Origin of the sequence: Micromonospora sp. DT227 (genome assembly GCF_049841835.1) — a bacterium.
GTDB lineage: Bacteria > Actinomycetota > Actinomycetes > Mycobacteriales > Micromonosporaceae > Micromonospora.
Map to the genome: position 1 here is coordinate 1 of NZ_JBNCLA010000005.1, position 12,073 is coordinate 12,073.

The 12,073-nt window shown below is 72.2% G+C and carries 9 protein-coding genes; 5 read left to right on the top strand and 4 right to left on the bottom strand.

The genetic code is table 11. The features are described 5' to 3' along the window. Window positions 1–101 precede the first annotated feature (101 nt). Entirely contained in the window at window positions 102–779 is a 678-nt protein-coding gene (locus ACLQ2W_RS18035) for a hypothetical protein (protein ID WP_405090861.1), read from the bottom strand. Window positions 780–848: 69 nt separating this feature from the next. On the opposite strand from ACLQ2W_RS18035, the gene ACLQ2W_RS18040 reads away from it, so the two are divergent. Genes ACLQ2W_RS18040 through ACLQ2W_RS18050 form a run of 3 tightly spaced genes read left to right on the top strand, consistent with a single transcriptional unit; the run spans window position 849 to window position 5,232 of the window. Further along, window positions 849–3,467, top strand: a complete 2,619-nt coding sequence (locus ACLQ2W_RS18040; RefSeq protein WP_425787448.1) for a valine--tRNA ligase — start codon at window positions 849–851, stop codon at window positions 3,465–3,467. Next, window positions 3,464–4,807: a bifunctional folylpolyglutamate synthase/dihydrofolate synthase gene (locus tag ACLQ2W_RS18045; RefSeq protein WP_107162748.1), complete on the top strand. Its 1,344-nt coding sequence runs from the start codon at window positions 3,464–3,466 to the stop codon at window positions 4,805–4,807. Before ACLQ2W_RS18040 ends, ACLQ2W_RS18045 begins: the two co-directional genes overlap by 4 nt. Further along, window positions 4,804–5,232: a DUF4233 domain-containing protein gene (locus ACLQ2W_RS18050; RefSeq protein ID WP_425787449.1), complete on the top strand. Its 429-nt coding sequence runs from the start codon at window positions 4,804–4,806 to the stop codon at window positions 5,230–5,232. The genes ACLQ2W_RS18045 and ACLQ2W_RS18050 overlap by 4 nt, the downstream gene beginning before the upstream one ends. Window positions 5,233–5,301: 69 nt before the next feature. Here ACLQ2W_RS18050 and ACLQ2W_RS18055 read toward each other — a convergent pair whose 3' ends face one another. After that, complete coding sequence (locus tag ACLQ2W_RS18055; RefSeq protein ID WP_425787450.1) at window positions 5,302–6,555, bottom strand: VOC family protein; 1,254 nt, start codon at window positions 6,553–6,555, stop codon at window positions 5,302–5,304. A 144-nt stretch (window positions 6,556–6,699) separates the two neighbouring features. On the opposite strand from ACLQ2W_RS18055, the gene ndk reads away from it, so the two are divergent. Then, window positions 6,700–7,125 (top strand): nucleoside-diphosphate kinase, encoded by a 426-nt coding sequence (ndk, locus tag ACLQ2W_RS18060; protein WP_405090857.1) that lies wholly within the window; start codon window positions 6,700–6,702, stop codon window positions 7,123–7,125. A gap of 31 nt (window positions 7,126–7,156) precedes the next feature. On the opposite strand, the gene sigJ is transcribed toward ndk, so the two are convergent. Both sigJ and ACLQ2W_RS18070 read right to left on the bottom strand, forming a co-directional pair. Beyond that, window positions 7,157–8,041, bottom strand: coding sequence for an RNA polymerase sigma factor SigJ (gene sigJ / locus ACLQ2W_RS18065; protein ID WP_425787451.1), 885 nt, complete (start codon window positions 8,039–8,041; stop codon window positions 7,157–7,159). Further along, complete coding sequence (locus ACLQ2W_RS18070) at window positions 8,038–8,481, bottom strand: carboxymuconolactone decarboxylase family protein (RefSeq protein ID WP_425787452.1); 444 nt, start codon at window positions 8,479–8,481, stop codon at window positions 8,038–8,040. Before ACLQ2W_RS18070 ends, sigJ begins: the two co-directional genes overlap by 4 nt. 422 nt (window positions 8,482–8,903) lie before the next feature. Between ACLQ2W_RS18070 and ileS the strand changes: the two genes are divergently transcribed. Next, window positions 8,904–12,050 (top strand): isoleucine--tRNA ligase, encoded by a 3,147-nt coding sequence (gene ileS / locus ACLQ2W_RS18075; protein ID WP_425787453.1) that lies wholly within the window; start codon window positions 8,904–8,906, stop codon window positions 12,048–12,050. Window positions 12,051–12,073: the final 23 nt, after the last annotated feature.

Here is a 12,073-nt window from a genome sequence, read left to right on the forward strand (position 1 = left end):
AGCGCCGATGGTACTGCACTCGGGAGGGTGTGGGAGAGTAGGACACCGCCGGACAATCTTCCAGTTCAGGGCCACCCTTCGGGGTGGCCCTGAACTGCGTTTCACCGACGCTGCACGCCCTCGCGGATCTCCCGGAACAACGTGGCGGCGTCGTCGACCGCCCGGCCGGGGAACATCCCCATCGCCACGCTGCCGTGATCGGCCCAGCCGCACACCGCGAAGTCACCGCCGTCGCCGCTCGTGGTGCCGCACTTCATCACGCCGCCCAGCCGGCCGGCGTCGACCTCGCGTACCGCCGAGACCTTGCCGGTCTCGTCGGCCATCAGGCCGAAGAGCGTGTCCAGGTCCCGTTCGGGCTGCCAGAGCAGTGTGGTGCCGCCGAACAGCAGCACCGACCGCTTCGCGTCCGCCGGATCCGAGTAGACCGCGCCGAAGCTGCGGTCCAGGTCGATGTCGGCGGCGAATCCGTCGCGCAGGTACTCGGCCGTGCTGCGGGCCCGGTCGCTGTCGTCCCGGGTGAGCCCGGCCACCCCGGGCGGCTGGGTCAGCTCGGTGTCCTTCTGCTGGAGCACCCGCCAGCCGCCCAGGCCGAGCGCGCCGGCGCCGGCGAGGCCGGCCGCCAGGACCGCGGCCAGCACGACCTTTCGACGTCGCGAGACGGGCCGTCGTTCGGGTTCCAGCGCGGGGTCGCGGCGGCTCAGTCGGATCGGCTCGTCGGTCAGCTCGACCGGACCGTGACCCCCGTCGACCTGACGCTCGGTGAGATGCGCGTCGGACATGTCCGCCACCGTACGCGAATCACCGGTGGCGCACGTCAGGTCTCCGGAAGCGCTCCGTAGACTTTGAGAGTGACCGAGAGACTGGATGCCCGACGCCCCGACGCCCCGACCCTTGCCGGCCAGTACCAGCCCGGCGAGGTAGAGCAGCGACGGTACGAGCAGTGGGTAGCCGGCGGGCACTTCCGGGCGTCGGCGCAGAGTGACAAGCCGCCGTTCGCCATCGTCATCCCGCCGCCGAACGTCACCGGCTCGCTGCACATGGGCCACGCGTTCGAGCACACGCTGATGGACGCGCTCACCCGGCGCAAGCGGATGCAGGGCTTCGAGGCGCTCTGGCTGCCCGGCATGGATCACGCCGGCATCGCCACCCAGAACCTGGTCGAGCGGCAGCTCGCCGGTGAGGGGCTGTCCCGCCACGATCTCGGGCGGGAGAAGTTCGTCGAGCGGGTCTGGCAGTGGAAGGCCGAGTCCGGCGGCGCGATCCTGGGCCAGATGCGCCGGCTCGGCGACGCGGTCGACTGGGACCGGGAGCGCTTCACCATGGACGACGGCCTTTCCCGGGCCGTGCAGACCATGTTCAAGAAGCTCTTCGACGACGGGCTGATCTACCGGGCCAACCGGATCATCAACTGGTGCCCGCGCTGCCTCACCGCGCTCTCCGACATCGAGGTCGAGCACACCGACGACGAGGGCGAGCTGGTCTCGATCCGCTACGGCGACGAGGTCGTGGTGGCCACCACCCGGGCCGAGACGATGCTCGGCGACACCGCGGTCGCGGTGCACCCGGACGACGAGCGGTACCAGCACCTGATCGGGACCGAGGTGGCGCTGCCGCTCACCGACCGGCGCATCCCGATCGTCGCGGACGAGCACGTCGACCCGAGCTTCGGCACCGGCATGGTCAAGGTGACCCCGGCGCACGACCCGAACGACTTCGAGATCGGGCAGCGGCACGACCTGCCCTCGCTGACGATCATGGACGAGCGTGGTGTGATCACCGCGCCGGGGCCGTTCCAGGGCCTGGACCGGTACGAGGCCCGCCCGGCGATCGTGGCGGCACTGCGCGAGCAGGGCCGGATCGTGGCCGAGAAGCGGCCGTACCTGCACGCGGTGGGGCACTGCTCGCGGTGCAAGACGACAGTCGAGCCGCGCCTGTCGTTGCAGTGGTTCGTCAACACCGGGCCGCTGGCCAAGGCGGCCGGCGACGCGGTGCGGGACGGCCGGGTGAAGGTCGAGCCGGCCGAGCTGGCCAAGCGCTACTTCGCCTGGGTGGACAACATGCACGACTGGTGCATCTCCCGCCAGCTCTGGTGGGGCCACCGCATCCCGGTCTGGTACGGCCCGGCCGGCGAGATCGTCTGCGTCGGGCCGGACGAGGCCGCCCCCACCGGCGAGGGCTGGCACCAGGACGAGGACGTGCTGGACACCTGGTTCTCCAGCGGCCTCTGGCCGTTCTCCACGCTCGGCTGGCCGGAGCAGACGCCGGACCTGGCCAAGTTCTACCCGACCAGTGTGCTGGTCACCGGCTACGACATCCTGTTCTTCTGGGTCGCCCGGATGATGATGTTCGGCCTGTACGCGATGGACGGCGTCCAGCCGTTCGACGTGGTGGCGCTGCACGGCATGGTCCGCGACGAGCACGGCAAGAAGATGTCGAAGTCGTTCGGCAACGTGGTCGACCCGCTGGACTGGATCGACCGGTTCGGCGCCGACGCCACCCGGTTCACGCTGGCCCGCGGCGCCAACCCGGGCCAGGACGTGCCGGTCAGCGAGGAGTGGTGCCAGGGCTCCCGCAACTTCTGCAACAAGCTGTGGAACGCCACCCGGTTCGCGCTGCTCAACGGCGCGCACACCGACGGTCCGCTGCCGGCGGCCGGTGAGCTGTCGACCGTCGACAGGTGGATCCTGTCCCGGTTGGCGCACGTCACCGCCGAGGTGGACGAGCAGTTCGAGGCGTACGAGTTCGCCAAGGTCTGCGACCTGCTGTACCACTTCGCCTGGGACGACGTCTGCGACTGGTACGTGGAGCTGAGCAAGTCGGTGCTCGCCGAGGGCGGGCCGGCGGCCGACGCCACCCGCCGGGTGCTGGGCCACGTGCTGGACCAGTTGCTGCGGTTGCTGCACCCGGTGATCCCGTTCGTCACCGACGAGCTGTGGGCCGCGTTGACCGGCGCGGAGACGCTGCTGGCGGCCCGGTGGCCGGCGGTGGACCGTACCGGGATCGACGACGCCGCGGAGGCGGAGGTCGCCACGTTGCAGCGGGTGGTGACCGAGGTCCGCCGGTTCCGTTCGGACCAGGGGCTGCGGCCGACCCAGCGGGTCGCCGCCCGGCTCGACGGCCTGGCCGGCGCAGGTGTCGCGGCGCACGAGCCGCTGATCCGGTCGCTCGCCCGGCTCGACGCGCCCGGCGACGACTTCCAGGCCAGCGCCACGTTGGCCATGCCCGGCGAGGTGAGCGTCGCGCTCGACACCCGCGGCGCGATCGACGTGGCGGCCGAGCGTGCCCGGCTCACCAAGGACCGCGCGGCGGCCGAGAAGGAAGCCACCCAGGCGCGGGCGAAGTTGAACAATCCGGCGTTCGTCGGCAAGGCGCCCGAGCCGGTGGTCGCGAAGATCCGTGAGCGGCTGGCGGTGGCCGAGACGGACCTGGCCCGGATCGACGCCGCCCTGGAGGCCCTGCCCTCATGAGCGACCGTACCGACCACGCCGCGTTCGTCGAGGTGGAGGCCGCGCTGAACGCGCGCGGCTTCACCCGGATGCGGTTCGAGCTGGAGAAGATCGAGAGCCTGCTGGACCTGCTCGGCAGCCCGCAGCGGGCGTACCCGTCGATCCACCTGACCGGCACCAACGGCAAGACCTCGACGGCCCGGATGATCGATTCGCTGTTGCGGGCGTTCGGGCTGCACACCGGGCGTTACACCAGCCCGCACCTGGAGACCGTCCGGGAGCGGATCAGCCTGGACGGCGAGCCGGTGAGCGAGGAACGGTTCGTCTCCACGTACCGGGAGATCGCGCCGTTGGCCGAGCTGGTCGACCAGCGTTCCGCCGAGCCGCTGACGTACTTCGACCTGACCACGGCGCTGGCGTTCGCCACGTTCGCCGACGCCCCGGTCGACGTGGCGGTGGTGGAGGTCGGGCTGGGCGGCGCGGAGGACGCGACGAACGTGATCCAGGCCGGCGTCGCGGTGATCACGCCGATCGGGTTGGACCACACCGAGTGGCTGGGCGACACGATCGAGGACATCGCGCTGCACAAGGCGGGCATCATCCACCCGGGCGCCACGGTGATCGCCGCGGCGCAGGAGGAGGAGGCGGCCCGGCCGATCCTGGAACGCTGCGCCGAGGTCAACGCCACGGTCGCCCGCGAGGGCGCCGAGTTCGGGGTGATGCGCCGGGCGGTCGCCGTCGGTGGTCAGGTGCTGACCATCCAGGGCCTGGGCGGGGTGTACGAGGAGATCTTCATTCCGCTGCACGGCGCGCACCAGGCGCAGAACGCGGCCGTGGCGCTGGCCGCGGTGGAGGCGTTCCTGGGGGCCGGCGCGCGGCGGCAGCTCGACGTCGAGGCGGTGCGGGAGGGCTTCGCCGCGACCAGCTCCCCGGGCCGGTTGGAGCGGGTGCGTACCGCGCCGACGGTGCTGCTCGACGGCGCGCACAACCCGCACGGGATGGCCGCCACCGTGGCCGCGCTCCAGGAGGAGTTCGCGTTCAGCAAGCTCGTCGGCGTGCTGGCGGTGCTCGGCGACAAGGACGCGGCGGGCCTGCTCGAACTGCTGGAGCCGGTGCTGGACACGATCGTGGTCGCGGAGAACAGCTCGCCCCGGGCGATGCCTGTCGACGAGCTGGCCGAGCTGGCCCGGGAGGTCTTCGGGCCGGACCGGGTGCAGGTGACCCGGGACATGCCCGATGCCATCGAGGCGGCGGTGGCGGAGGCCGAGTCCGACGTGCCGGGCGAGCTGGCCGGGGTGGGCGTGCTGATCACCGGTTCGGTGGTGACCGTGGCCGACGCCCGCCGGCTGCTCAAGCGATGACCGGCCCGGAGCAGCGCCCGGACGCGCAGCCGGGGCCGGAGCAGTCGGGGTCGGAGCAGTCGGGGTCGGAGCAGTCGGGCGGAGTCCGCCGCTCCGGGCTGCGCAACCCGGACCGGGCGGTACGCGGGCTGGGTGCCGGCACGCTCGCGCTGGAGGCGCTGGTGCTGCTGCTGGCGATCCAGCCGATCCGGGTGGTCGGCGGTGACCTGGGCGGCGCCGCGATCGGCGTGATCGTCGCGCTGGCGGTGGCCTGTGTGGTGCTGGCCGGCATGATGCGCCGCCCCTGGGCCTGGCACGCCGGCACCGTGCTCCAGGGCCTGCTGCTGCTCTCCGGGCTGCTGCACTGGTCGCTGTTCGGGCTCGGCGTGATCTTCGCGTTGGTGTGGGCGTACGCGCTGCACGTGCGGCGGGTCATCCTCGGCTGAGCGCTGCCACGGGTTAAGCGGGGGCCCTTCCTCTACCGAATGCGTTAAGAAGGGGCCCCGCCTTGCACCTCAGGCGTCGGCGAGGGTGCGCCACTGGGTGAGGGCGACGCCGTGCCCGTCGGGGTCGCGGAAGGCAGCGGCCCAGACCTCCAGCTTGGTGCCCCGGTTGACCACCCGCGGGGCGTACGTGAAGCGCACGCCGGACTCGCGCAGCCGCTCGTACGCCGCCTGGATGTCGTCGACCTCCAGGTTGACGTGCACCAGCCGGCGGCTGATCGGGGCGGCCCCGGTCACCCGGCGCAGCACCAGCCGGGTCGGCCCGGAGGAGAGCACGGCGTTGCCCTCGCCCCGGTCCATCTCGTCGAAGCCCAGCTCCCGGTAGAAGTCGAGGGACCGGTCCAGGTCGGTGACGAGCAGCGTGATGCCGACCCCGCTGATCGGGCTGGCCAGCTCGTCCGGCTCGGCGTCGCCGACCGGGCCGAAGATGGCCTCGTCCAGCTCCTGCGGGGTGGGCGTGGTGGCGGACCCCGGAGCGTCCAACGGCACGTCGATCGACTCCACCGGGACCGTGGCCGGGTCCTGCTCCTCGGCCGGCGGGCGGGGCGCCGGCGCGCGGCGCGGGAGCGGGCCGAGGGCGGTCGGCTCGACCACTTGCCCCTCCAGCACGACCGGGCCGCCGGGCCGCTGGTGCATCACCACCGGCTCGCGCTCCTCGCCGCGCAGCGTGACGTCGTCCAGCAGTGGGTCCGGTGCGGGCGGGTAGTCGTCGCGGAAGTCGTCCTCCGGGGCGCGCCCGGCCCACGGCGGCGCCTCCTGCCCGAAGAGCGGCTCGTCGAGCGGCTGTTCCGGCCCGGCGTACTCGGGCGGCAGGTCGGCGACCGTGGCGGCGTTCTCGGCGTGGGTGGGCACCTCGTCCCAGAGCACCCGGACGTGGCGCTGGTCGTCGAGGGCCACCCGGACCGGCAGCGCCTGGCCGAGCGAGGGCCACTTGGCCACCGGCACCCGGGGCTCGATGATCTTCTTGGAGCGGGGCGGCAGCCCGGGGGCGTCGATCACCAGTTGCAACTCGCAGCGACCGAACGCGTACTGCGTGGGTGGCTCGGACGCGCTGTGCACGTGCCCCAGGCCGACCACCCAGGTGCGGCCACCGCCGCGCACCGTGGCCAGGGCTATCGCGAGCACCAGCAGCGCGACGCCGAGCGCCACGATCGCCCAACTGGTCATGCCGAGCCCGAACAGGGTCACGAAGGCGGCGACGGTGCCCAGCACCGCGCCGATCAGTTTGCGTACCGGCGCGATGGTGCGGTTCCCGCCATTCGCCACAGTGGACCTCCCAGGGGTTCCAAGGCCAGGCTAGGCCGCCGCGGCGGGCCAGGGAAGACGCAGCCGCCGCGCCGGCGCCGGGACCGGGTCGCTACGCTGACCGTACCCAGCCTGACCCCGGTTCGTGCACAGGAGGAAACCAGCGTGTCCAGCAGCAGCCCGGCAGAGCGGACGCTCGTACTGATCAAGCCCGACGCGGTGCGCCGCGGTCTGGTGGGGGAGATCCTGTCCCGTTTCGAGCGCAAGGGCCTGCGGATCGACGCGCTGGTGAGCCGGACCATCGACGGCGACTTCGCCGACCAGCACTACGCCGAGCACGTCGACAAGCCGTTCTACCCGCCGCTGAAGACGTTCATGACCGGCGGCCCGCTGGTGGCCCTGGTGCTCTCCGGCGACCAGGTGATCGAGGTGGTGCGCGGCATGATCGGCAGCACCGACGGTCGCAAGGCCGCCGCCGGCACCATCCGTGGCGACCTGTCGCTGTCGAACCGGGAGAACCTGGTGCACGCCTCCGACTCGACGGACAGCGCCAAGAGCGAGATCGCGCTCTGGTTCCCCGAGCTGGACTGACCGCGGCCCGACCGGCGCGGGCCCGTCCGGTTCAGCCGGCGACCCGGGTGAGCTTGTCGGGGTTGCCGACCAGGTAGACGCCGGTGATCCGGCCGCCGGCCGCGGCGACCCCGAGCGTGTAGCAGGCGCCGTCCGGCCAGCTCAGCACCAGCGCCGGCGCGCCGTTGAGCTCGACCGACGCGATCCGCACCCCGGGCCGCCGGCGGCCGTACACCCCGGCGAAGAAGCGGGCGATCCGGTCCGCGCCGTACAGCGGTTTGCGGGCCGCGCGGATCCGCCCGCCGCCGTCGGACCAGGCGGTGGCGTCGGCCGCGACCAGATCGGTCAGCCGGGCCAGGTCACCGTCGCGCGCCGCGGCGAGGAACGCGTCGAGCAGTCGGCGCTGCTCGGCCGGGCCGGCGGTGAAGCGCCGCCGCTGCTCGGTCAGCCGGGCCGCCGCGCGGTGGTGCAGCTGGCGGCAGTCCGCCGCCGACCGGTCCAGGATGTCGCCGATCTCCGCGTACGGCAGCGCGAACGCGGTGTGCAGCACGTAGACCGCCCGCTCCGGCGGGGTGAGCTGTTCCAGCAGGTGCAGCAGGGCGGTGGAGACCGTCTCCCGCAGCTCGACGGTCTCCAGCGGCCCGAACGGCGACGGGTCGGTGGGCACCGGCTCGGGCAGCCACGGGCCGACGTACGTCTCCCGGGCGGCCTGCCGGGCGCGCAGCCGGTCCAGCGCCAGCCGGGTCACCACCCGGGACAGGTAACGGCGCGGTTCGGTGACCGTTTCCCGGTCCACGCCGAGCCAGCGCAGGTACGCCTCCTGGAGCACGTCCTCGGCGTCGTGCAGGCTGCCCAGCAGCCGGTAGGCCAGCCCGAGCAGCATCGGCCGGTGCGCGGTGAGCGCACCGGCCGACTCCGCCGCCGGCGTGGCGGTCACACCTCGCGCGGTGGCTGGGTCCGACTGCTGATCACGATTCGGTTCCACACGTTGATTGTGGCGATCGCGACGACGAGGTCCGCCAGCTCCTTCTCCGACCAGACCTTCGCGGCGGCGTCCCACACGTCGTCCGGCACGCCGTGCTCGCCGAGCCGGGTGACCGCGTCGGTCAGCGCCAGCGCGGTCCGCTCCCGCTCGTCGAAGAACGACGGCGCCTCCCGCCAGGCCGCCACCGCGAACAGCCGCCGGCTGTCCTCCCCGGCGGCCAGCGCGTCCCGGGTGTGCATGTCCACGCAGAACGCGCAGCCGTTGAGCATCGACGCCCGCACCTTCACCAGCTCCAGCACGGTGTGGTCCAGGTTGCCCCGGATGTAGGTCTCCAGCCCGAGCACCGCCCGGTACGCCTCCGGCGCCACCGTCGCCAGGTTGATCCGGCTCATCGTCTTCTCCCTCGTGTCGTCGCTACGCCCACACGACGGATCCGACCCCGGCCGGTGTGACGCCCCGACGGTGTGACGCCGGTCATGCGAGGTGTGAGGAGGGGCCCCCGCCAATCCGTATGCGTTAACCGGGGGCCCCTCCTTACTCGGAGGCGGCGGGGTGGGCGGGGAGGGTAGGCTGGGGCGTACAGGCGTCGACCCGGCCATCACCGGCGAGCCTCCGGAAGAACGGTCGGGCAACCGGCTCAGTAGAACCGGACGGGACGGCCCGTCACAGCCGACCAACGAGCGGGCGGTCGCACCTCGACCGCCAAGCGGGGTGGTACCGCGGACCACCCGGGGGCGTCGTTCCAGGCGTACCCGGAAAGGTTCGTCCTCGCAGACCCACCGACGAGTGAGCTGCGCGAGGAGAGCGACCCCCGATGGCCTATCCGTTGCACGACCCGACCGGCGCCGGTGTCCCGGCGAGCCCGGACCTGCCCGCGGTCGAGCGTCGGGTGCTTGAGCACTGGACCGCCGACAAGACCTTCGAGGCGAGCCTGGAAGCCCGCCCCGCCGGAGACGACGGCAAGAACGAGTACGTCTTCTACGACGGCCCGCCGTTCGCCAACGGCCTGCCGCACTACGGCCACCTCTTCACCGGTTACGTCAAGGACGTGGTGCCGCGCTACCAGACCATGCGCGGGCGGCACGTCGAGCGCCGGTTCGGCTGGGACTGCCACGGGCTGCCGGCCGAGGTGGTGGCCGAGAAGCAGCTCGGCATCACCAGCAAGGCGGAGATCCTCGACCTCGGCGTGGCGCGGTTCAACGACGCCTGCCGGGCCAGCGTGCTGGAGTTCACCCAGGACTGGGAGCGCTACGTCACCCGGCAGGCCCGCTGGGTCGACTTCGCCAACGACTACAAGACGCTCGACCTGGACTACATGGAAAGCGTCATGTGGGCCTTCAAGACGCTGCACGACAAGGGCCTGGTCTACGAGGGCTTCCGGGTGCTGGCGTACTGCTGGCGGTGCGAGACCCCGCTGTCGAACACCGAGACCCGGATGGACGACGTCTACCGGGACCGGCACGACCCGACGCTGACCGTGTGGTTCGAGCTGACCGCCGACGAGAACGCGCCGGAGCCGCTGCGCGGGCCGGTCAAGCTGGGCGTCTGGACCACCACGCCGTGGACGCTCCCGTCGAACCTGGCGCTCGCCGTCGGCCCCGACATCGAGTACGCGGTGCTGGACCGCGACGGCGAGCGGTACGTCGTCGGCGCGGCCCGGCTCGGCGCGTACGCCAAGGAGCTGGAGGGGTACCAGCAGGTCGGCACCGTGCACGGCCGGGACCTGGTCGGTCGCCGCTACACGCCGCTCTACGACTTCCTGGTCGAGCCGGCCGGGCCGAACGCCTACCAGGTGCTCGGCGCGGAGTTCGTGACCACCGAGGACGGCACCGGGATCGTCCACCTGGCGCCCGCGTTCGGCGAGGACGACCAGAACACCTGCAACGCGGCCGGTATCCCGACGGTGGTCACCGTGGACGACCACACCCGGTTCACCGCCTTGGTCCCGCCGTACCAGGGCGAGCAGGTCTTCGACGTGAACAAGCCGGTTATCCGGGAGCTGAAGGAGCGGGGGGTGGTGTTGCGGCAGGACGTCTACACCCACTCGTACCCGCACTGCTGGCGCTGCGACACGCCGCTGGTCTACAAGGCGGTGTCGTCGTGGTTCGTCGCGGTGACGCGGTTCCGGGACCGGATGGTCGAGCTGAACCAGCAGATCAACTGGACGCCGGGGCACATCAAGGACGGCTCGTTCGGCAAGTGGCTGGCCAACGCCCGGGACTGGTCGATCAGCCGGAACCGGTTCTGGGGCTCGCCGATCCCGGTGTGGCGCTCCGACGACCCGACCTATCCGCGCGTCGACGTGTACGGGTCGCTGGACGACATCGAGCGCGACTTCGGCGTACGCCTGACCGACCTGCACCGGCCGGCGGTGGACGACCTGGTCCGTCCCAACCCGGACGACCCGACGGGCAGGTCGATGATGCGCCGGGTGCCGGAGGTGCTGGACTGCTGGTTCGAGTCCGGCTCGATGCCGTTCGCCCAGGTGCACTACCCGTTCGAGAACCGGGACTGGTTCGAGCACCACTACCCGGGCGACTTCATCGTCGAGTACATCGGGCAGACCCGCGGCTGGTTCTACACCATGCACGTGCTGGCCACCGCGCTGTTCGACAGGCCGGCGTTCCGCAACTGCCTGAGCCACGGCATCCTGCTCGGCTCCGACGGGCGCAAGATGTCCAAGAGCCTGCGCAACTACCCGGACGTCTACCACGTCTTCGACGCGTACGGGTCGGACGCGATGCGGTGGATGCTGATGTCGTCGCCGGTGCTGCGCGGCGGGGACATGGCGGTCACCGAGTCGGGCATCCGGGACGCGGTGCGTCAGGTGCTGCTGCCGCTGTGGAACGTGTGGTATTTCTTCACGCTCTACGCCAACGCGGACGGCTACCAGGCGCGTCGGCGCACCGACTCGACGAACGTGCTCGACCGGTACGTGCTGGCGAAGACGAACGAGCTGGTGGCGACCGTCGGCGCGCAGATGGACGCGTACGACATCTCCGGCGCGTGCGCCACCGTCCGGTCCTACCTGGACGCGCTGACCAACTGGTACGTGCGTCGCTCGCGGGACCGGTTCTGGGCCGGCGACGTGGACGCGTTCGACACGCTCTCGACCGTGCTGGAGACGCTCTGCCGGGTGGTGGCGCCGTTGGCGCCGCTGACCGCCGAGGAGATCTGGCGCGGGCTGACCGGCGAGCGGTCGGTGCACCTGACCGACTGGCCGTCGGCGGACGAGTTCCCGGCCGACCACGAGCTGGTCTCCGCGATGGACAACGTCCGGGCGGTCGCCTCGGCGGCGCTGTCGCTGCGCAAGGCGAAGGGCCTGCGGGTCCGGCTGCCGCTGGCGACGCTGACCGTGGCCTCGCCGGTCGCCGACCAGCTCCGGCCGTTCGCCGAGCTGGTCGCCGACGAGGTCAACGTGAAGGAGGTCGTGCTCACCGGCGAGGTGGCGGCCTACTGCCAGCAGGTGCTGACCGTGGTGCCGCGGGCGCTCGGCCCGCGCGTCGGCAAGGCGGTCCAGCAGGTGATCAAGGCGGTCAAGTCGGGGGAGTGGGAACTCGTCGACGGCGCCCCGGTCGCCGCCGGGGTCACCCTGGCCGAGGGCGAGTACGAGCTGCGGCTGGTCGCCGCCGACGCCGAGCACTCCGCGCCGCTGCCCGGCGGGGAGGGCGTGGTCGTGCTGGACACCGAGGTCACGCCGGAACTGGCCGCCGAAGGGCTGGCCCGGGACGTGGTCCGGGTGGTGCAGCAGGCCCGCCGGGACGCCGACCTGGACATCTCGGACCGGATCACGGTGGCGGTGTCGGCGTCCGAGGAGGTGCGCGCGGCGGTCGCCGCGTACACGGACTTCGTGGCGCGGGAGGTGCTGGCGGAGAGCATCGACTTCGTCGAGGGCCTCGACGGCTTCGCCGGCGAGGTCGGCGACGGCGAGCGCGTGGTGGTCAGCGTCCGCCGCGTGTGAGGTGTAAGGCGGGGCCCCTTGTT